Below are 21,260 nucleotides of genomic sequence, written 5' to 3'. Positions count from 1 at the left end.
CCTATCCTCTCAAGACAATTTCTTGGTATATGGTTGAGATAAATTCAACAATCTGCTGAATCAGACTGAAAAAAAGCAAGGCCAGGAAGGCCATAAAGGCCATGGCCACTACCGTCAAAAGAATCGTTCCGATCGTCTTGGACGGAGAAAACTGGTGGACTGTCATAATCCCCACATACAGCAGCAGTCCCGACCATAGCACAGCAAAGTTCTTGAAAAAATAATAAAAAGAGCTTTCCTGCGCAGTAATGATATTGCTGATCCAAATCCACGGAAAGTTGATAAGCACGATTGGAATCAGGGAAAAGCAGGTGGTGATAAAAATTTCCACGAACTTCCCCTCCCCGTCCATCAGTGTGGTCAGCGACCAATTCGCCACACACCAGAAGAGCACGGGAACCAGCACATAGGCCGTTTCCAGCAGGCTGTTCAGATACTTGGGATTATTCAGATTCACCAGAAATCCGCTGTATTGGCTGCCCAGTATATTGGTCAAAATAAGCATAAACAAAATGCCGAAGGACAGGATCAGGCTCTTTTTTTGGCTGTATTCATATTTGAGATCCCAGTATCCGTTGAACGGATGAACAATGACATACAGCGGAGTTTGCAACGCTTCTCTGTTCAATGGAGCACAACCTTCTTTCTTGCCTTCATTTTCCGGTACATTCTCCAGGTCTGCCATATAATCACCAGAGCGATGACAACGGTCATTATGGTGGAGAAATGTTCGCGAAGCACTTCTTTACGGTAGAGCAGGAACGCTTTTGAATAGTTGGTCCGGTCCATACTTCGCTTGAAGTACTGAACCGCCTCCTTGTATTCACCTTTCCGGAGATGAGCCTTGCCTATGCCGGCATAGGCATACTCCATATTCGCGTTCATGTTCACAACCTTGCTGAAGAGCTGGTAGGCCTGTTCTTCATCACCTCTGTAATAGCTTCTAACGGCATCGTTCAGCGTCCTCCCGTAATCGGTGGTCTGAAATACCGTGATTTCCCCAAGCGTCTGGTCCAGCACAAGGATGTCATCGCCGTTATGCTCTATGGCAGTAGGGGTATTGAATTCACCCAGACGGTTGCCGAGCCCGCCGAAAATATACATCAGGTATCCATCGCCGTTGTACGTAAAGACCCTGCCCCGTTTGGCGTCAAGCACTGAATAAATCTCGCTGTCGCCCACATCAATATCCACGAGACGGGGAGCACCGCCCGAGAGCGTCGAATACATGATATCGCCGCTGGGCTTGTAGTAGCCCTCTCTTCTCAGGATATCCGCGCCTTGCGCGTTCAGCTTCTTGATCGGGTCACCGTATTCGTCACCATTGGTTGCATACAGGAAGCCTTCATCATTAATATCCAGATTGGTAAATTCGGTTGGCGTGTACATGACCATCTGCTCGCGCTGCGCCTGGGTCGATATGGATTTCCAGAAGTAATCCACGGGATCCACGTGTACCCGGTTCGCGCCCATGAACGATTTAAAAGCTCCGTCCGCACCGAACTCCATAAATCCGTCGAAAACACCGGCAGACATGACATAGATTCGGTTAGCCTTATCTACGGCTACGCGAACAGGCTGAAAATCAAAGTTCGCCTGCAGTAATTCGGATTTCGGCGATTCGATGACACCCACTGCATTGAACCGGTTGTCAAAATGAACGATACGTTTATTCCCCGTATCCGCGACATAAATCTCCCTTTGGTCTGTCACAAAAATCCCCTGCGGATTGTTGAAATGCTCTGCCTTCCCTTTGAGCAGGAATGAGTCTACGGTTCTGACGGATTTATAGTTCTGATCCAGTACAACAAACCGGTTATTACCTGTATCCAGCAAGTAAATCTGCTTGTCGGACGTAACCTGAATATCCTGTGGATTCTTGAATTCGCCCGCACCGGAGCTTGTGCCCGTGATCAGCGTGGTTGCCTCATAGGCGGACGGAGCCGCCACATTATCCCCCCAGTATGAATAATTGTAGGAAGGGGCCGCGCTCTCCGCCTGGACAAGTTCTCCTCCAAACCCCAGGCTGACCAGGCAGCACAAGGCCAGCAGACCGGCTTTTAGTTTCTTCATGCTTGCGACCATTGGTTACCGTTCCTCCTTTCTACTCCTTCATACCGGAAGTGGCCATCGTCTGGATGACACTGCTCTGTGAAATAATGAACAACAGAATCGGCACAGTCATCAGCAGCAGAGCCACCGCCGCTCCTACCCCGGCACGCGCGATTCCTCCCTGAATAATCTGGCTTAACGCATAATGAAGGGTCTTCAGGTTCTCACTGTAGATGAAATTGCCTCCATCCGTGCCCCACAGCGCCGGAAATTGCAAGATCATAAGCGTCAGCCACGCCGGTTTGACATTGGGCATCACGATTTGCCAGAACACCCGGTATTCATTCGCCCCGTCAATTTTGGCAGCTTCGATCAGTGCATCCGGAATCTGCTCCATAAACTGCTTCATCAGAAACAATCCCAGGGAGAAAGCCAGTGAAGGAACGATGATCGCCGCTTGTGTATTGATCCACCCCAGCTGGGACATCACCAGATAGTTGGGAATGGCGGTAACATGCGGCGAGAACATCAGTGACAGCACCACAATCTTGAACAGCATACCGGAGCCTGGAAATCTGAACTTGGCCAAGGGGTAGGCCGCGGCAGACGCGAGCAGGATATGCCCTGCGGTCCCCACCAGCGTAATCAGCAATGTATTCGCCACATATCTGGAGAAAGGCACCCATGAATTCCCCATAATTAATACAAGATCCGTGAAATTCTCCATTGTCGGGTTTCTCACCAGAAAACGCGGCGGGAAGATAAACAGCTCGTCAAGCGGTTTGAATGCATTGTTTACGGCATAGACCAAAGGAAGGACCATGAACGAGCCGAACATCAGCAGCAGCCCAAATAGCATAAAGCTGACAATAAAAGATCGGTTCAGTCTTTTTTGAGGGCGAAAAGCCCCTATAACTCTCGCATACAGGGTCATTCACCCACCTTTCTCAGCAGTTTCTGGGTCAGCATATTGGTTCCAAGCATGATGCCGAAGAGTATGGTCGCAATTGCAGAGGCATAGCCCATCTCAAAGCGGAGCGTCCCGTAATCCATCAGATGGGTTACGACCGTATGCGCCGCGTAGTTGACGCTCGGGAACCCCGCAAGCGCTATAGATACATCAGCCACCGCGAAGGACGCAGTGATCTGCATGACGGCACCGAACATCAGTTGCGGCCGCATGGATGGCAGCGTGACGAACCATAACTCCTGCCAGCGGTTCTTGATCCCGTCCATCGCTGCTGCCTCGAACAGTGATGGGTCAACGGTCTGCAGCCCGGCGATAAAGGCCAGAAAGCTTGTGCCCAGGCTGAGCCAGAGCTGAACGATAATCACAATAGCAAGAACATATTTCTCATTCTGCAGCCATTGAACCGGTTCAAGCAGCACGCCGATTTTCATCAGGAAACCGTTAAGATAACCGTAGCTGTCTCCCGAGAATACGATCAGCCAGATAAAGAACACATTGCCCGAAATGGAAGGCGCATAGAATACCAGGGTCATAAGCGCTCGGACAAAGGGCGACAATTCATTAATCAGCCAAGCAAACAAGAAGCAGGCGATATAGCTTAACGGGCCTGTGATGACGGCGAACAGAAAGGTATTCTTGAGCGCAATCATAAAGACATCATCGCCCAGAAACAGCCTTGAATAATTCTCCCAGCCTACGAAGCGGGGCGTTTCCAGCATATTGAAGTAGAAGAAGCTTAACCCCAGGGAAACGACCACAGGAATGACTGTGAACAAGAAAAAGATAATCATATAAGGACTCATCATGAGATAATAATGCTTGCTCTTCTTCATTTCTTTCCATAAAAGCGCCAAGCGGGACTTCTTGACGGGACTGGCCAGCCCATGTAAGGCTGGTTCAGTGGCATTTTGTATTTGTACCATCGGCTTACAGCCTCCAAACTAATACGGGAGTTTAAATTCCTTCCGCTTGATCTGAATTTCATCGTTAATGTTGATCAGATAATCCGATAAAGCTTCGCGCGGATTCACGTTCCCGTTCACAACCTTGCGGAACGCATTGTCCAGATGTCTGCCTGTGAAATAGCCGCCGGGAACCTGAGGGTTGCCTTTCACCCATTGCCACTGGCTCTCCAGATTCATATAATCCTTCACCGGCCATGGCAATTCCTCAAGTGCCGCGATATTGGCGGTCGGGTAGCGGGCCGCCGCACCCATCAGACCTTCCATTTCACGTCCGTACTGGACTTGTGTGTCCTTGTCTGTCCACCATTTCATGAACTCCCAGGACGAATCCTTGTCCTTGGCGTTCTCCAGCAGCATTACACCGGTCGTATGGCTGGCCACGCTGTGGTCAACCGTACCGTCTGCCTGAGGAGTACCTGGAACGAGGGTGAATTCCCATAGATTGCGGATTTCTGGAGCCATAACGGTAAGGCTGTTATAGATCGTGTAATCGGCAATCCCAATCGGCATTTCCCCTGTGCGGAAGCGGTTCGGAAAGTCCGCCTTGACCGGGAACTTGTAATTGGTATAGAACTGGGTCCATTTGTTGAATTCCCCCATGGAGATCTCTGAGTCCAATGCACTTTTCTTCTGGTCGTCCGTATACAACTGCCCCCCATTCTGATAGAGCAGCATGGTGAAGGCCGCATTCGGCACCAGCGTGGCATTGTTCAGGGTATCTTCAAGCGGAAGATAAAACTCCAGATTATGCCTTTGCAGGACGGACACCACATTGTATACATCCTGCCAGGTTTTGGGCGGCTCCAGACCAAGCTCCTGCAGAATATCCTTCCGGTAGAACAGCATAGGGAATATCTGCTGCTCGGGAAGCCCATAGACGCTTCCGTTGTACTTGTATGGTGTCAGAGCGCTGTCGCGGAATCTGGAAGCCACCTCTTTGAAATCGGTAAACCGGGATAGATCCGCCGCTGCTTTTCTCATCGCATAGTTGACGGGAAGATCCTCCCCGATCTGCATCGCAACGTCCGGTCCTTCACCCGCCAGCGTCGCGGGCAGCAGAATATTGGGAGGTACCAGTCTTAGCGAAACAGAGATGTTCGTATCCGGTGTGAACGTATCGTCAATCATGCTCTTCATCACTTGCGCCTGATCCCGGCCGGTCGAAATCCAGACTGTGATAGACTTCTGCTTCTTCGCCACATTCCCGATGCTGTCATAATCCGCGGTATACGATGCGGTATATGCACCCAGTTCATGCTTTAGCTTCTGGAAGAAGGTGGCCTGCGCACGGGGAAGCTGTTTGCCGGGCGCCGAGACGATTAGGGAATCCAGGGTCAGCGGCTGTTCCTGCACGGTAAGTATCCATGTTCCGAGTCCACCGACATTGGTTTTGAACGAGAGCAGCCGTTTGGCGACCGTGCCCGGATTCTTCACCATATCCTCTAGCTGGGTCACCATGGAGTATAGAATCGACACCTTGTCGCTGCGTTCCCCTGTGGCAGTCTCCAGGTAATTACCAACACTTCGAATGATATCTGCCTGTTCCCGGAACACCTTGGTCATATCCGGAATCCGTTTCTCTAACTGATAATCGCGGAACTTGTCAGGATTGTTGGAGGTAATCGCCAGAATATCACGGTACATTTCATTCAGGGTCAGCACACTGGACTGGATGGTACGGACCAGAGGCGCAATATCGCCTAATGTGACCGTCAACCTTAGCGTGTGCATCCCTTTGGTGAGATGAAACAAATAAGGCTCATCCCCGCCGAGCACGTTCATTTTCCAACTGGGGCTGTAATTGAAGCGGATCTGCTTCATTTCCGTGAACGGATACTCACCGTCAATCGTCAGACTACGGTTGGCGTAGACGCCCCGAAGCTGATCCTGCTTCTCCTTGAGTACAATCCGGTACAGCCCGTCTTCAGGTGCAGCGATCTGCCATTCAATCCATTGACCGGGCAGCTTCCAGTTCACGCCTCCAATCGTATTGATCCTTATGCTCGAGACATCGTAAGGAACAACGGTCGGGCTAGAATGATCGGACAACGGATATAAGGTCGGTGAGGATTTGGCGGACGCCGCTTCCGCTTGAACCTCGATAAAGGGTTCAGTTACTGGCTGCAACCCCTTGGTCTCATACTCTTGCTTGACCTCCGAATAGGATTTGACCTTCTGATCCTGGAACAGCTCAATATAATCAATCGCCATAGGCTCGCGGAGAGCGGTTAACGACAGATTCTGGTTTCCCTTCTCCAAATAGAAGGAATACGGCTCCTCATAGAAGCCTTCGCTGTCCGCGAACACAGAGGATTGCCATACCGGCTTCTCCACCTGTCTGGGACGGAGGTCGTTGCCGCGGTCATCCCGTTTAACTTCCGCCTCCCGGTTGCCCCAGACCCGGTCGAACAATAAAGAGTCTGCGCCCTTGAACGGCGGCTTCTGATTAATGGCGAAGGAGCGCTCAATAGATGAGCTTTTCCCTTCTACCGGGTAATAATGAATCCTGATGTTGTACAGGCCGGTTTCGGCAATCGGCACATCCCAACTGATCGTTCCTGATTCGGGAGTAATGACTGCGGCACCGCTTAGCCCTTCAAACTGCTCTTTGACTTCAAATGGCCCACCCTGGGTCAGGGAGTAAGCTTCTCCCTCGATCCGGATATCCTGATTCGGCCTTTCAGCGTTCTCATATTGCTTCAGGTAAGCTTCATAGCCGCCTTCGGTCAGATCATTCGAGACCGCGGCAAACTTACCTTCCTGTGGCGAATCGGAATGAACGGGGGGCTCCGAGGAATTAAACATCCAGAACGCCCCGGCCAGCAGTGCAACAACTAATACAATCGCTGTGCTCTTATTTCGAATATTCAACGTTCTCCTCCCCTTAAGCGATGGATCATATTTGGAACAACAGCCCGCCAGGCTGGTGCTTGCAGCCTACCGGGACTGTTGATTTATTAGGCTATCCGTCTATTTTTTGTAGACGGCGTCCACAGATGCCTGAACCTTCGCTTTGTACTTCTGGATGACAGTAGACGCTGAAGTTCCTTTATTAAGCTCGCCCAGTAAGTCGTAGTAAGGCATAGTCGAGAATGTGTTATGGTTCGTTAGCCTCATTCCGCTCTCCACCAGCTTCGCATTGTTGATATCTTCCTCATTGTCGTAGGTGCTTTCCAGAGACGCCTGTTTCGGATAATCGTAGATCGATTCAATGTCGTTGATCTTCTCCCAGATATAGAGCAGCCATTCCGGATGCTCCGATTTCTTCGGAATGGTCAGGAACTGGACACTGGATTCCACGCTGTGATAAGCAGAAGCGCTTGGCCCTTTGGGAAACGGAACAAAGCCGATATCATAATCCTTCATATCTGTCTTGAAGCCGCTGGCTTCATAGTCCGCTCCGGCATACATCAGTGTGTTGCCCTGCCGGAAGAATTGAGCCGGCTCTTTCCAGTCCCCGCCTTCTGTCGGTCTTCCTACCTTCTCCGCTCCCAGCTTGGAGATGAACTTGAAGACTTCAAGGGTTTTGGGATCATCGAGATTTTGTTTGTCTTCCACGGTAAGATCGGTTTCATTCGAGGCAAGTGCCATATCAAGGAAACCGGAGGAAGCCAATCCCCAAACATCAAGTTTCCCGTTGTTATCAGTATCCTTATTGGCCTCTTTCGCTACTTGAGTGAAGGTATCCCAGTTCCAGTTATCTTCGTCTACATATTCCTGGAGCGGCTTCATTCCCAGCTTCTTCATCAGAGTCCGGTTATAAAAAATACCGCTAATCAGATTGCCGGTGTTCTCTGAAAAGCCATATCCCTTGCCGTTGTATTGGGAGAAATTACTGGTCATCTCCTGGTTGAACGCATTCTCATTCTTGGTATACTCGTCTACCGGCCAGAACAAGTCCTGCTTGGTCAGCGCCGGAATCATGTAAGCCTTACCCATTCTGACAATATCCCCAAGAGGTTCACCGGCAACCAGTGAAGCCACAACCTTCTTCTGGTATTCGCCATAGTCTAGTGCAACGTACTTCACCTTGAAATTATGCTTCTTTTCCAGCTCCTTCAGGTTCTTCTGGCGCTGGATATTGTCCGGGTTATCCTCCGGAATCGTCATATCCCACCAGGAGACAATCTTGATCGTTTTGCCCCCCATATCAAAATCCATTTCAGGTGTGGCGTTTGTCGGTTCTGCGCTCGCCGATGCTTCCGGGCTGGCCTCTGTACCCGATGTATTCGCCGCAGCTGTAGGCTTGGCTGACGCCTCGCCGCCGGCATTGGCGCTGTTGCCGGAGTTCCCGCTGCATGCAGTCATTGCAGCAACTAACATCAAACTAGTGAATACTGACATTACTTTCTTTGCTCGCATTATGTGCCCCCCCAAGTATGAATGACTTACTTCGAAAGTTTAGCGCTTACATTCCCATGCAACAACCTGCCTAACTTCAGCAGTTCACCCGACAGATTATAGGTCCGGTTAAAAGCCCTGTACACTTGTTCAAGAACTTAATTTATCTGGTAAACAAATGGTACCTGCCTCAAGAAATGCACATTGTAGCCTTTCCTTCTGTTGCACATAATGAAATGTAAGCACTATTTTATGAGCCTGGTCATCATTCCTGGAAGCCAGTCACTTGATTGTTACTCCATTCAATTCCTTTGGAAAGCGGGGTCTTCATATTGTATAGAATCTTGTGTATCGAGCGAAACAGCCAATTGAGGGAGATCGCTTCGTATATGGCGGGTGGTTTGATTACAGATTTCAGCATACACTTGCATACCGATTATTCGTCCGATATTCTCCCGTTGATCCGGAGAGAAGGTATCTCGCTCATTCTTCTTAATATTAGGAACGACCATTTGACGGGCATGAGACTCTGCGAGCAAATTCGCAGGGAAAGCTCGATTCCAATCATTCTTTTGGGTGGCAGCAGTGATTTTGATCTGGCACGCAAAGCGCTGACGTTTGATGTAAGCGATTACTTGACGGACCCCGTTAACCCTGAAGAACTGGCTAGAAGCTTGGTAGCGGTTAAACGGAAACTGGAACCCCTGAGCAGATCCTACACTCCGTCTCAAACCGTTGGTGAAGCGGCCCAGGAAAGAGACACCGCCTCCTCCTGTTCGATCATTAATACGATAAAACAGTACGTGGATGATCAGCTGCACCAGAATATTACACTGAAGCGGATATCCGATTCCCTGAATTTCAACTGCGCTTATCTCGGACAAAAATTCAAGCAGCACGAGAACATGTCTTTCAACGAATACCTGCTGAGGCAGCGAATGGAGAAGGCGAAGCTGCTGCTGGAAACCACCGATATGAAAATCTATGAGATTGCGGACGCTGTCGGGTATACGGAAATGGACTGGTTCTACAAAAAGTTCAGAGAATATACGGGGACGAGTGCGAACGAATACCGCAAGCAATGCTTCATCACGGCCTGAGCTGGATTGTTTATGCAATTCTTTGAACGGAATATATCGAACGGCTGCTCGTCCTTTACCAGACAATGCAGCCGTTACATATAAAATTTTGTAATTGTACTAAATACTTGAATTAATGAAGGGGAACTGTTATCCCATTTCGGTTTTATCTAATAATAGATCAATAAATCGTGAGGATTGGTCATTGTTTGAAAGAAAACGATAACTTATTATAGTTGCATAGTTATGTAAGCGCTAACATTAAGGGGTGGTTAGGGTACTATAACGTTCAGATTAGCCCGGCAGGCAAATCGCAAATTGTTAATGGAAGGAGGCGTGCATACCGGCCATTAGGTTTAGGGTATAGCAGTCCTGTTGAAGGCTCCAATTATACAAAGGGGGAGTGAACCGATGCGTAGTCATAGCATGAGAAGCAATTCTATACGAAAATTCCTTTATATTTCGCCCTTTATGGTTTTACTTGCTATCTTTGCGTACTATCCTCTCTATGGATGGGTATATGCATTCTTTGACTATATGCCGCCGATTCCGCTGTCACAATCGCCTTTTGTCGGTTTAAAATGGTTTCATTCCCTGGTAGAGAACCAGGTGAAGGTCGATCAACTGCTTCAGGTCATCAAAAACACATTCGGTATCAGCGGGCTGAGCATACTTTTCTCTTGGCTCCCCATGATCTTTGCCATTTTCCTGACTGAGATCAAAGCCGTCCGTTTCCGCAAATTCATCCAGACCGTTACGACCCTTCCGAACTTTATCAGCTGGGTGCTGGTCTATTCCCTGGCATTTTCCATGTTCTCCAGTGAAGGAGTCGTCAACGGATTTTTGACCCAGTTGGGGGTTATCGATTCTCCTGTACTATTCCTTCAAAACTCTGAACATGTTTGGGTTACGATGTGGGTATGGATTACATGGAAAGGACTGGGTTGGTCGGCCATATTGTATATCGCAGCCATAATGGGGATCGATGAATCTCTTTATGAAGCGGCTTATGTAGACGGTGCGACAAGAATGCAGGTCATCCGGCATGTGGTTTTGCCAAGTATGCTGCCGACATATTTCGTGCTGTTGATGCTCCAGATTGCCAGCTTCCTGAACAATGGATTGGAGCAATATTTCGTTTTCCAGAATGCCTTCAACAAAGACACCATACAGGTATTGGATTTATATGTATATAACCTGGCCATGGGAGGCGGCAGCTATTCCGTTTCCGTCGCGATCAGTATGCTGAAAAGCCTGATTAGTGTTGCGCTTCTCTTTTCCGTAAACGGGCTGTCCAAATTGTTAAGAGGAGAGGGCATCGTATGAGTGACAACCAGACGGAACTGGCACCGATTGCCACAGACAATAACAGCCGCATCTCCAAAAAAATAAAAATGCAGGTCAGCGCAACCGACAAAATGATTTCTGCAGTGATCTATGTCCTGTTTTCTCTCTTTGCATTTATGTGTGTATATCCGTTCTACTCCATCATTATCAATACCATAAGCGCCAACGATCTCAGCGCCAAAGGTGAAATTGCGTTTTGGCCGAGGGGGATCCATTTCCAGAACTATGTTGACGTGTTTAAAATACCGGGACTGTGGAATGCATTTGTTATTTCTTTGGGGAGAACAGTTATAGGCACACTTTTGACGGTCGGGGCCTCAGCCTTTTTGGGATTCATGTTTGCCCAGGAGGATATGTGGGGGAAAAAATTCTGGTACCGCTTTACCATTATTACGATGTTTTTTAATGCCGGGATTATTCCATGGTATTTGACCATGAGATCCTTGCACCTCACCAACAGTTTCCTGGCATACATCCTGCCGTCCATCGTAGCGCCGTTCTTCATCATTCTTGTAAAAACGTTCGTGGAATCCACGCCGAAGGAATTGCAGCAGGCGGCCAGCATTGACGGTGCCGGGATTTTCACGATCTTTTACAAAATTATCTTGCCCATCAGCAAACCGATATTGGCGACAGTCGCCATATTCTCGGCAGTGAACCAGTGGAATTCCTTTCAGGATACGCTGCTGTTGGTTACGGATAGCAAATTGTATAGCTTGCAGTTTATTCTGTATAACTACATCAATCAGGCCAGCTCCTTATCCACCATGGTCAATCTGCAGAATGCCGGATCAACCGCCATGGCCAGTCTGTCCACCAAGCAGACCACCACATCCATTCGCATGACTGTTACCATCATCGTGGTCGCTCCAATTTTGCTGGTTTATCCGATTTTCCAAAGGTTTTTTGTAAAAGGAATTATAATTGGTGCAGTCAAAGGTTAATTTGCACTATTATGATAAATCAATCATTTGGGGGGCTGTAAATGAATAAACACATTAAGCTGGCAAAAAAATCCTCAATGCTGTTTGGGACCACCTTACTTCTGGTAACAACGGTATTGAGCGGGTGCGGCGGCAATTCCAACAATGCAGCTACAGCAACGGGATCACCTGATCCGGGAACAGCAACCGAGTCATCCAATCCGGCTACAGGAATTGATCACAGCAAACCGCTGACCATTACTGTGTTTGACAACGCAGCAAATTACCAGGGGGAGCAGACCGGATGGTACGGAAAGCTGATTAAGGATAAATTCAATATCACCTTAAATATTCTATCTCCGCAAGTTGCCGGCGATCAGCTATACAAGACCAGATCGGCATCGGGAGATCTGGGAGACCTCCTGATTATTGATAACAGTCAGCTGGAAGAATTGATTCCCGCGGGTATGATTATGGATATCACGGATAAGATCAAGAATACAGAGTACCTGTCCAAATATGTGGACAATCACTTCAAGCCTTTCAACGCTGCATTCCAGAGCATCAATCCTGATGGCAAGATTTATGCGCTGCCGACCTTTACATCGGACACTTCCCCGACAACGTTCTCGGAAGAACTCCCTTACTCCAGTCCACTTATGCCTTGGGATTATTACAAGGGAATTGGATCGCCTAAGCTGAACAATCTGACCGATCTTCTGAATGCACTGAAGCAGATGCAAGAGAAGTATCCCAAGACACCAGACGGTAAACCAATTGTTCCGATAACCTTATGGAAGGACTGGGACAACGGAAGTATGGAGAACGTTCGTTGGTTAAGCAACTGGTACGGTTATGAGCAGCCAGACGGAACCTCGACCATACAGTTAAATGCCAAAGGCGATATCGTTCCTCTCGTGGACGACAACAGTATGTATAAGAAAATCCTCCAATTCTATTATGACGCCAATCAGATGGGGCTGGTTGACCCTGACTCCCCGTCCCAGGATTGGAATAAAGTCAATGAAAAGCTGACGGGCAAACAAGTGTTGCTCTTATGGTATTCATGGGAAAGAGGCTTCTACAATACCATTGAAAGAGGCAATAAAGGTGACGGCAATGTGGCCATTCCGATCGCCGATACCCATATTATCCAGAATAGTGATGCCTACTTCGGAAACGGAAGAGTATTTGCTATTGGTTCAAAAGCAAAGAATCCGGAAAGAATCATTGAATTCATGGATTGGCTGTCCTCTCCGGAAGGTCTGCGCTACTATACCAATGGATTCGAAGGCTTCAACTATGAAAAGACGGCTGACGGCAAGTTCAAACTGACTGAAGTAGGACAAACGGCCTTCCAGGATAACACTCCTGTTCCTGAACAATACGGTGGTGGCGGATATCAAGACGGCCAGAGCAAGCTCAATACTATGATTATGAGTGACTTTGTGGTAGATCCGGACACGAAGGAATTCTACAACAGCACTTACTGGAGCTCAACCATCGAGGCGAACAAGACGGTTCTGACTACGGAATGGCAGAAGGCTTATAATGCAACCACTCCGACAGAGTACTATCAGAAAAACAATATGATCGATATCGTACCAAATATTAATACAAGTCTCGGGTCGGACTCCTCGGACATCAAGAATAAACGCAGTCAGATTTCGGATTATGTAAAGAATACATCCTGGAAAATGATATTCGCCAAGGATCAAGCAGAATTCGATAAGCTCTGGACCAAGCTGCAGTCCGATGTAGTGGGTCTCGGTTGGAATGATGTTCTTGCCGTAGATACGGAAAGAGCACAAAAAATCGTTAAAATGCGTGCCGATGCGGTAGCCAACAAATAGATTATTATTGCCCCAAAGCATGCATCTCTTCAGTTCTAACTAAGTGGAAAGGGGGCTGTCCCAAAGCCATGAAATGGCTTGGGATAGCCCCTTGGTTTTGATTAGGATGTATGTTTTCGCTTGGGTGGACGCTGCGTGAACGGGCCGTTGTTCCAATCGCTCTCCAGATTTTTTCATTCCCCTTAGCGGTGAAAATCTGGAGACCAAAGCGACCGCTACCGCTTTTCCACAATCAGTCCGTCCTCTCCGCTGTTTAAGCGGGATACGAATTTCACTCTTCAAAAACACAAGCAGCGATCCTCCAATAATGGGAGAATCGCTGCTTTGCTATGTTTTCGGCTTTAAGACCCAAGAACGGTCCTATAACTAGAATATTCTAATTAATTCTTGAACTGGTCCGCTAAAAAATGAGCTTGGAGAACTGATACAAACCGTTCTTCCAGACCGGCCAATCATGGTCACCGTTTTCCTCTACCCAGATATGCGGCACGGAATACTGCGACAAATAAGCATGCGTCCGGTCGCTGACATTCTTGAGACTGTCCAGATCCCCGCACGATAGCCAGAGCAGACTAAGCAGCTCTGCGGCCTTCTGCGGCTCTGGAAGCAACAGTTCAGGCAGCTTCGTATTGGGAGCCGGTGAGAATGCCCCGATCCAGGCGAAACGGTCCATATTATTCAGACCGATATTCAGGGATTGACCTCCGCCCATGGATAATCCGGCAATGGCACGGTGCATCCGGTCTGTACGGACCGGATAATTCGCTTCGATATAGGGGATTAGATCATGAAGCAAATCCGATTCGAAGGTTTCGAACGCCTGTACCTTGTCTGGAGCAAAAAGATCTCCTTCCGCCCGGTCATTCAGCATCGCCCGGCCGTTCGGAAGAACCACAATCATGGGCTTCAGCATTTGATCCGCATACAGATTGTCCAGAATGATCTGAGGTTTGCCGTGATTGTACCATTCCGTCTCATCCCCGCCAATCCCGTGCAGCAGATACAGAACGCTATATTCTTGCTCAGCGGAATAGCCGGGAGGTGTATAGACCATTGCCTTCCGGGTGTTGCCTACTACTCTAGAGGGATATTCTACGGTTTGGATTATTCCCCGGGCAATGCCTTCCCTCTCCTTGTCATATCCGGCCGGTGCCGTTTGCATCTTATACTCTGGATTGCTCTCGTTCATTGCCGCTCATCTCCTATATATGAATGGATTGCCGTTTGAAATATTGCTCGACCAGAAATTGCATAACCTCACCCGGAGGCTCCTCCTCAAATTCCGCCTTGTCACCAAAAGCCATACCGTAAGGCGTTTCCGGCGTACACGGTTTCCATAGAGGCAACTCCTCACCGGTGGAATCCTTGCCGTTCGGATCACCCGTGCCAATGAAATAGGCTAGATAATTGCACATCTGGCGTGCAAGGTCATAATGCTTGCCCACAAAAGGCCGCCAGCATTTGGCCAGCGTTTCGAAGTGGAACCACAGATCCACCGAATGGAAGGTTCCTGGATCATCCCATCCGGGAATGTCGGCATCAAACGTGTAATAATACATCGGAACGCCGCTGCCGGAATCGCTATTGGCCTTAACGGCAATACGGACCGCATATTCAATATTGCTCACGGAAGCCTTCTGTATCATTTCCTCCAGCTTTCCTGAATCAACGCCGCATAGCTTAAGGTACTCTTCCGCTTCCCCGCCGAACATTATAGCCGCCATGGCTCTGAATTCATCCACGCTTCCAGCACCTGGAACAGCAAAAAATTCGGATGAGGTATTTCCCAGCATGACCGGTACCTTATGGTGCTGTCCCTTCAGAAAAAGGTCATACGGGTCGCCCGGACAGTACAACTGGTCCATGACCGTGCCCCAGAAGCTGCCGTACTCCAGCATTTTATCGCGGATATAGACGGCATCCAGCTTGCGGGCCTCTTCCAGAGTCGACACTCCCATAAATTCAAAGAACGCTGCACCCTCCTCTTCAGCATCTTTCAAGGTCCGGTGCTGCGGAGGCACCGGGTTGTCCGGGTACAGCGGAGTAAAGATCCCGCTCATAATCACAGCCCGCTGAAACAATCCTTCATTCTGCGGCGAGGTCAGTTGGCTCAGCACACTTCCGCCACCGGCCGATTGTCCGCCGATTGTGATTTGGTCCGGGTCTCCGCCAAAAGCAGTGATATTGCGTTTCACCCACTGTGTGCCCGCCTGCTGATCCAGATGTCCGAAATTCGCGGGTGCATCAGGGGATTCCGCAGTAATCTCGGGATGGCTCAGAAAGCCAAACGCGTTCAGGCGGTAATTCACGGTCACAACGACAATCCCCCTGCGGGCAATGCGTTCGCCGTCAAACTCCATTTCAGCAGTATGGCCAACCTGGAGTCCTCCGCCAAAATACCATACAAAGACAGGAAGCTTCTCATGGGCGCTGACGGCCGGTGTCCAGACGTTCAGATAAAGACAGTCCTCATCCATCGGAAGATCCGGATCGACCGACCATTCGCGGGTATAAATATTATTCACATCTATGACTGTCGGGGCCTGCATCGAAATAGGAGCAAAATCATACGCTTTCAATTCCCCTTCCCAGTTCTGTACAGGCTGGGGAGCACGCCAGCGGTTCTCCCCTACAGGCGGGGCCGCAAACGGAATTCCTTTGAAGCTGGTAATACGCGGATCAGCTGCCGGCAACCCCTGAACGATACCATTTTCAACACGAACTGCTCTTAACATGCCATTACTCCTCTCTGGATATCAGCGCTTAAGAACACAGGAATCTGCTTATTCTGTTTAAGCAACCGCGTTTATTTCACGGTTACTTCCATAGATACCTTCTTTAACTCCCGGCACAGATCTTTATCTTCTGTCAGATCCAAAACCGGAACACCGTCAACGTCAAAATGCACACGGCGCACGCCGGAACTTCTGGGTCCGTCAATCCCCGGTCTTGCATGATAGGCATTCCAAATGACCCCATCATCATCTGTCACATAGGAGTTGTGGCCCGGCCCATATTCTCCGGGAACACTTCTGGAGGTCAGCAGCGGATAATTCCCTTTGGTCCAACTGCGGGTGTCCAGCAAATCTGCATCCTTATCGGCAGTCAAGAGACCCACAACATAGGTTGCATCCACTGCCGCGCTGGCAAAGGTCAAGAATAATTTGTCTTCGGTGTAGAGGGCAAACGGCCCCTCATCTACAAAAGTATGATTATTGGCCCACCCGTAATCGGGTTTGGTCAGAAGTACCGGATCACTGGTCAGCTTCCACGGCTCCTGCGGGTCGATGGTAGCGATATAGATCCAGGCTCCAAGATCGGCAGGCACGAACTGGCGCTCCGACCATGCGGCGTAATGCTCCCCGTTCCATTGAATGACAGTCATATCGAGAGAAATGGTTTTGCCTGCTTCGCATAAATATGTACCATCTTTCTTCACTACACGCTTAGGCATCGACCAGTCAGCAGCACACATCGGATTTCCTTCTGCACGTAACTTCATGACATGCGACTCTTCATGCAGGAACTCTCCCGGTGTTGCCGCATGAAAGATATATAGTTCATCCTCAATGCTGTGAAATTCCGGCGCCCACAGCAGTCCGCCGATCTGTTCATAGGTATTCGAATCCAGAATCAATGCTTCCTCGGCATCTGCCAGCCCGGGGATGGTATCTGCTTCCCGCATATATAGCGTGTGATTATGGTCAGCATCGTTGGTAGCAATGAAATAATACTTCCCTTTCCATTTCGCTATACAGGGGTCTGCACGGTCGAATGCAACCGGAAACGGGTAATGATCTTGATGGACTTCACCGGAAATTCTATAGGTTCCAGCCTTGTCCCAATGGATTTTTTCCGTATTCCAATCCACTCTTTTCAGCGCTTGAGTGCCGTCACTGTAGAGAGCCGTCGCCCGGATCTCTTCCAAGTCCTTTTCCGATGCTGCTGTCACACGGTCTGGAACTTCAATGGCAATGTTGGTTGGAACCGTAAGCTTACAGTAGAGCCTGCGGGCTATTTCTTTCGATACCGGGATGTAGTTACGCGGCAGGACCCCCTCAATATCGGCAAGCACTGCCTCCAGGGTAAAAGGCTGCGCCGCTTCCGGTGCTGAGATTTCCTTCAGACTCATGATATCAGCTATAAAATTCTGATAACCATTCCCCCGATCATCGATCCAGCGGATCAGGTAGCCTTTCCGGCCGGCATCGTACTCGCAGGAGACATCGCTTACAAAAGTATCCGCCTTAAGCTCCAGCAGTCCAACTTCGTTGTATTGCAGCAAGTCACCGGAGGAGAACACCAGCACTTTCCCCTTACTTTCTGCATCGGCTTCGCCTTCTGCCTCCGTACGGACTGCGATCACCCCGAAATTCCCCTCGGAGGTGTGGAACAGGTACGGGTTCTTCAGGCTCTTAGCCCGGAGTGTACCATCCTCGTTCTCTGTCGCCTTGGCGAATAAAACCCCCGAATTATGGTTTAATTCCTGAAAAAGAAGCCCGTCATTGCAATAAGCCAAGTGCATGCTGTGCGCCAGTTTCGGAGCATATACCATATCCTCCTGCGGTAACCGGGTGTAGCAAAGGATATAATTCCGATCTTCGTTATGTTGTGGTATCATTAACAAATGACCTTCCTTCATTATTGATAATTTCTAATGACAAGAAACTCGAATTTCAGTGGTAGAATCCAGAAATATTTTCAAATTCCCTTGATTTACAATATAAATTATAGGGAATTACCGAATTCCAAACAATGATTTATCCTGTCCATTAATTGATGTATCCGAAGAAAGGAGAAGCCAATGCCCAAGATTCATTATGTCGAATTTGACGCTACTCATCCTGACGATTTTGTCTTCAGTATTCCCGATGGCCATGATGCCTGGCTTCTGGTGCTCACACAAACTGCGGCGTTGTTTGAAGTGAACGGAGAATTGAAAGAGTATCCGGCCCACTCTGTTATTCTTTATCCTCCTAAGCACACTATCTATTATCGTGCTTGTTCCAATAAGTACGTTAACGACTGGGTCCGTTTCGATGCGGACGAATCCTACATCACTGAAACCACTTTGCCTGTTGGTGTTCCATTCTCGCTGCCGGACCCCAGCTATTGCCATCAGCTGTTTCAACTGCTGACCTTTGAGCATACTTTTCAGAATGATTACAGGGAACTGTCCATCGACTACCTGTTTCGAATTATCTTCAATAAGCTGTGCGAAGCGTCACAAGACAAGCTGAACCCGCAATACTATAATCTTCTAAGCTTGCGTAAGACGCTTTACAATAACCCCGGCCATCCTTGGACCGTTTCCTTAATGGCAGAGTATCTGCATATCAGTGCAGGCTATCTGCAGACGATATATAAATCTACCTTCGGAATCTCCTGCATGGAGGATGTCATTCATTGCCGGATTCGGCTGGCCAAAGAAAAGCTTGGCTTTGGTCCACATAAAATTGCCGAGGTCGCAACCCTTTGCGGGTATGCAAATGTGGAGCATTTCTGCAGACAGTTTCGGCAGCTTACGGGTTACTCCCCCAAGGCTTACCGGGAAACACTCGCCTCCAAGGAACCGAAGGAACCGGCTGACAAATGATTTGAGAGCGGCTCCCAGGTTCAGCTAGGGTAGCCCTTCTTTATTTTTCGGGTTCACCATGGACAGGCAGCGCCGCATCATCACGTAAGAACAGGGGAATCTGATTTAGCGGCGCATCCGACATAATGACCTGGCCGCCTGCAAATTTTTCACGGGTATAGGCATGGGTCCAATGGGATCCGGACGGCAAATATACCTTGCGCTGCCTTACCCCTTCGAACAGCACTGGGGCGACCAGAAGATCGGGACCAAACATATACTGGTCTTCCACTTCCCAGGCTTCCGGGTCCTGAGGGAAATCATAGAACAAAGGACGCATGGGCGGTGTTCCCTTCTCATGAGCAGCCTTCATCAAACCAGAGATATAGGGCTTCAGACGCTCTCTGATCTGCATGAGTTCCTTGAATATGGCATATGCCTCTTCCCCATAGCTCCATACCTCATTATCCGAGCCGCTTCCACAAACGCCTCCCCCTTTCGTTCCGGTAGGCGGAACAAAAGGCTGACGGTCCCCATGAAGCCGAAAAACCGGAGAGAACGCACCGTATTGGAACCAGCGCACCATCAGCTCAAGGAACGAAGGGTCTCCCGCATTGCCGCCGTGAAAGCCGCCGATATCCGTTGTCCACCAAGGAATTCCCGCCATGGCCATATTCAGGCCGGCCCTCACCTGAATGCCCAGAACCTTGAAGCTGGAGTGGATATCTCCAGACCATACCAGAGCACCGTAGCGCTGGCTTCCCGCCCAGGCGGAGCGCACCAGATTGATGATGCCCGATTGTCCCTCGGCGGACATGCCGTCGTAAAAGGTCTGGCTGAACTTCACCGGATAGATATTTCCGATTTGCTTGCTGGAGCCGATATGGTAACGGTAGATATCGTGGTCGTAGACAGTCAGTTCAGGCTCTGCCTCATCGAGCCAGAATACCCGGATGCCTTTGTCGTAATAGTTCTGCTTAATCAGTCCCCATAGAAACTGCCGGGCTTCAGGGTTGGTTGCATCAAAAATGGCGTTTTGCCCAAGAAACTGGAATTGTGTGCGGACACCGCGGTCGGAGCGGAGCAGATATCCCTTTTCCAGCATCTCCTGATAGTTTTCGCTCTCCGTTTGTACGGTCGGCCATACGGAGACCATTAACTCTATCCCCATCTCCTGCAGTTCTTGCACCATACCCTCAGGATCAGGCCAGTAATCGGGGTCAAATCTCCAGTCTCCTTGATTCGTCCAGTGGAAAAAGTCTACCACGATGACATCGATAGGCAGATTCCGGCGTTTATACTCCCTGGCCACCTCCAGCAATTCTTCCTGGGTACGGTACCGAAGCTTGCATTGCCAGAAACCCATGCCGTAGTCCGGCATCATCGGTACCGTTCCGGTAGCCTTGGCATAGGCTTCCTCGATTTCTGCAGGAGTATCACCGGCCGTGATCCAATAATCCAGTTGTTTGGCCGACGGGGCTGTCCATTCCGTAACATTCAGGCTGAAATGCGCCTGCCCGATTGCCGGATTATGCCACAAAAAGCCATAACCGGCACTGGAGAGTACAAACGGAACACTGATCTGGCTGTTGCGGTGGGTCAGCTCCAAGGAGCAGCCCTTTAAATTCAAAAATTGATGCTGGTATTGCCCCATTCCATACAGCTTCTCGGAAGGCTCCGCTTCCAGCCGGAGCTTCACGGAAAAATCACTGCCGCCGGGAATGGCCCGGAGTTCTCTTCCTCCATATTTTAATTGATAGGTATCTTCCGTTTCGTTAATCAATAGTTTGCCATGCTGGTTATAATAGAAAATCTGCCCTTTGTCAGTGATCTCCGCCTTGATATTTCCATTGACAATCGTCGCTTTCCCCTTATCGATGGTTACCTCACATTTAATCGCCGGTGCAGGCAAGAGCGCCCAATCATCATCGGTGATCTCCGAATAGGAAGCCCGGACACGCAGCGCATGTTCTCCCCAAGGTTCGATCCAGACTCTTTCATGGTCATATTCTCTAATCAGTCTTCCATTCTCTTCACGAAACATAGTACGATACCTCCAACAGTTCTATAATAAGGTTGCAACCACATTATAAAGATTGCAGAACCGCCATACTACTCATAAAAGTACGCATCTATCATACGATATTACGTTTTA

Annotated in this window: 15 protein-coding genes; 5 read left to right on the top strand and 10 right to left on the bottom strand. The window is 49.1% G+C overall.

Annotated elements, in window-relative coordinates:
* Position 1: 1 nt before the first annotated feature.
* The 6 genes from ACTJKB_RS07905 to ACTJKB_RS07880 form a co-directional block, all read right to left on the bottom strand.
* Complete coding sequence (locus ACTJKB_RS07905; protein ID WP_440833050.1) at positions 2-628, bottom strand: YIP1 family protein; 627 nt, start codon at positions 626-628, stop codon at positions 2-4.
* Positions 625-2,085: a hypothetical protein gene (locus tag ACTJKB_RS07900; protein ID WP_440833049.1), complete on the bottom strand. Its 1,461-nt coding sequence runs from the start codon at positions 2,083-2,085 to the stop codon at positions 625-627. The genes ACTJKB_RS07905 and ACTJKB_RS07900 overlap by 4 nt, the downstream gene beginning before the upstream one ends.
* 19 nt (positions 2,086-2,104) lie before the next feature.
* Positions 2,105-2,986, bottom strand: a complete 882-nt coding sequence (locus ACTJKB_RS07895; RefSeq protein ID WP_074085530.1) for a carbohydrate ABC transporter permease — start codon at positions 2,984-2,986, stop codon at positions 2,105-2,107.
* Positions 2,983-3,945 carry a carbohydrate ABC transporter permease gene (locus ACTJKB_RS07890; protein WP_440833047.1) on the bottom strand — a complete coding sequence of 321 codons (963 nt, stop codon included), beginning with the start codon at positions 3,943-3,945 and terminating at the stop codon, positions 2,983-2,985. The genes ACTJKB_RS07895 and ACTJKB_RS07890 overlap by 4 nt, the downstream gene beginning before the upstream one ends.
* 18 nt (positions 3,946-3,963) lie before the next feature.
* The gene (locus tag ACTJKB_RS07885; protein WP_440833046.1) at positions 3,964-6,858 is read right to left on the bottom strand and encodes an extracellular solute-binding protein; all 2,895 of its coding nucleotides are present in this window, start codon (positions 6,856-6,858) and stop codon (positions 3,964-3,966) included.
* 99 nt (positions 6,859-6,957) lie between these two features.
* Entirely contained in the window at positions 6,958-8,349 is a 1,392-nt protein-coding gene (locus ACTJKB_RS07880; protein ID WP_440833045.1) for an ABC transporter substrate-binding protein, read from the bottom strand.
* A gap of 368 nt (positions 8,350-8,717) precedes the next feature.
* Here ACTJKB_RS07880 and ACTJKB_RS07875 point away from each other — a divergent pair, with 368 nt between their 5' ends.
* The 4 genes from ACTJKB_RS07875 (at position 8,718) to ACTJKB_RS07860 (ending at position 13,530) form a co-directional block, all read left to right on the top strand.
* Positions 8,718-9,428, top strand: a complete 711-nt coding sequence (locus ACTJKB_RS07875) for a response regulator transcription factor (RefSeq protein WP_440833043.1) — start codon at positions 8,718-8,720, stop codon at positions 9,426-9,428.
* A gap of 450 nt (positions 9,429-9,878) precedes the next feature.
* Complete coding sequence (locus ACTJKB_RS07870) at positions 9,879-10,733, top strand: ABC transporter permease subunit (protein ID WP_440833041.1); 855 nt, start codon at positions 9,879-9,881, stop codon at positions 10,731-10,733.
* Positions 10,730-11,698 carry a carbohydrate ABC transporter permease gene (locus ACTJKB_RS07865; RefSeq protein WP_440833039.1) on the top strand — a complete coding sequence of 323 codons (969 nt, stop codon included), beginning with the start codon at positions 10,730-10,732 and terminating at the stop codon, positions 11,696-11,698. The genes ACTJKB_RS07870 and ACTJKB_RS07865 overlap by 4 nt, the downstream gene beginning before the upstream one ends.
* Before the next feature lie 41 nt (positions 11,699-11,739).
* Positions 11,740-13,530 (top strand): hypothetical protein, encoded by a 1,791-nt coding sequence (locus ACTJKB_RS07860; RefSeq protein ID WP_440833038.1) that lies wholly within the window; start codon positions 11,740-11,742, stop codon positions 13,528-13,530.
* 400 nt (positions 13,531-13,930) lie between these two features.
* Here the strand turns inward: ACTJKB_RS07860 and ACTJKB_RS07855 are convergent, their stop codons facing one another.
* The 3 genes from ACTJKB_RS07855 to ACTJKB_RS07845 form a co-directional block, all read right to left on the bottom strand.
* A complete protein-coding gene (locus ACTJKB_RS07855; RefSeq protein ID WP_440833036.1) occupies positions 13,931-14,719 on the bottom strand; it encodes an alpha/beta hydrolase in 789 nt (262 codons plus the stop codon).
* A 13-nt stretch (positions 14,720-14,732) separates the two neighbouring features.
* Positions 14,733-16,265, bottom strand: a complete 1,533-nt coding sequence (locus ACTJKB_RS07850; RefSeq protein ID WP_440833035.1) for a carboxylesterase/lipase family protein — start codon at positions 16,263-16,265, stop codon at positions 14,733-14,735.
* A 71-nt stretch (positions 16,266-16,336) separates the two neighbouring features.
* Positions 16,337-18,151: a family 43 glycosylhydrolase gene (locus tag ACTJKB_RS07845; RefSeq protein WP_440833034.1), complete on the bottom strand. Its 1,815-nt coding sequence runs from the start codon at positions 18,149-18,151 to the stop codon at positions 16,337-16,339.
* Between the two features lie 183 nt (positions 18,152-18,334).
* Here ACTJKB_RS07845 and ACTJKB_RS07840 point away from each other — a divergent pair, with 183 nt between their 5' ends.
* Positions 18,335-19,126 (top strand): helix-turn-helix transcriptional regulator, encoded by a 792-nt coding sequence (locus ACTJKB_RS07840; protein WP_074085540.1) that lies wholly within the window; start codon positions 18,335-18,337, stop codon positions 19,124-19,126.
* Positions 19,127-19,166: 40 nt separating this feature from the next.
* Here ACTJKB_RS07840 and ACTJKB_RS07835 read toward each other — a convergent pair whose 3' ends face one another.
* On the bottom strand, positions 19,167-21,149 hold the full coding sequence (locus tag ACTJKB_RS07835) for a glycoside hydrolase family 31 protein (protein WP_440833033.1): 1,983 nt from the start codon (positions 21,147-21,149) through the stop codon (positions 19,167-19,169).
* Positions 21,150-21,260: the final 111 nt, after the last annotated feature.

The organism is Paenibacillus sp. 22594 (genome assembly GCF_052044425.1).
In the GTDB taxonomy this organism is placed as follows: domain Bacteria; phylum Bacillota; class Bacilli; order Paenibacillales; family Paenibacillaceae; genus Paenibacillus_AQ.
The sequence above is the reverse complement of the archived record's forward strand: the minus strand, read 5'-3'. Positions and strand labels throughout refer to the sequence as shown.

What these genes read in the sequence shown, in the direction of transcription:
- ACTJKB_RS07850 (WP_440833035.1), bottom strand. Translation starts at nt 16,265, where the DNA reads ATGTTAAGAGCAGTTCGTGTTGAAAATGGTATCGTTCAGGGGTTGCCG.
- ACTJKB_RS07895 (WP_074085530.1), bottom strand. Translation starts at nt 2,986, where the DNA reads ATGACCCTGTATGCGAGAGTTATAGGGGCTTTTCGCCCTCAAAAAAGA.
- ACTJKB_RS07880 (WP_440833045.1), bottom strand. Translation starts at nt 8,349, where the DNA reads ATGCGAGCAAAGAAAGTAATGTCAGTATTCACTAGTTTGATGTTAGTT.
- ACTJKB_RS07860 (WP_440833038.1), top strand. Translation starts at nt 11,740, where the DNA reads ATGAATAAACACATTAAGCTGGCAAAAAAATCCTCAATGCTGTTTGGG.
- ACTJKB_RS07855 (WP_440833036.1), bottom strand. Translation starts at nt 14,719, where the DNA reads ATGAACGAGAGCAATCCAGAGTATAAGATGCAAACGGCACCGGCCGGA.
- ACTJKB_RS07870 (WP_440833041.1), top strand. Translation starts at nt 9,879, where the DNA reads ATGGTTTTACTTGCTATCTTTGCGTACTATCCTCTCTATGGATGGGTA.
- ACTJKB_RS07875 (WP_440833043.1), top strand. Translation starts at nt 8,718, where the DNA reads ATGGCGGGTGGTTTGATTACAGATTTCAGCATACACTTGCATACCGAT.
- ACTJKB_RS07890 (WP_440833047.1), bottom strand. Translation starts at nt 3,945, where the DNA reads ATGGTACAAATACAAAATGCCACTGAACCAGCCTTACATGGGCTGGCC.
- ACTJKB_RS07900 (WP_440833049.1), bottom strand. Translation starts at nt 2,085, where the DNA reads ATGGTCGCAAGCATGAAGAAACTAAAAGCCGGTCTGCTGGCCTTGTGC.
- ACTJKB_RS07835 (WP_440833033.1), bottom strand. Translation starts at nt 21,149, where the DNA reads ATGTTTCGTGAAGAGAATGGAAGACTGATTAGAGAATATGACCATGAA.
- ACTJKB_RS07840 (WP_074085540.1), top strand. Translation starts at nt 18,335, where the DNA reads ATGCCCAAGATTCATTATGTCGAATTTGACGCTACTCATCCTGACGAT.
- ACTJKB_RS07845 (WP_440833034.1), bottom strand. Translation starts at nt 18,151, where the DNA reads ATGATACCACAACATAACGAAGATCGGAATTATATCCTTTGCTACACC.
- ACTJKB_RS07865 (WP_440833039.1), top strand. Translation starts at nt 10,730, where the DNA reads ATGAGTGACAACCAGACGGAACTGGCACCGATTGCCACAGACAATAAC.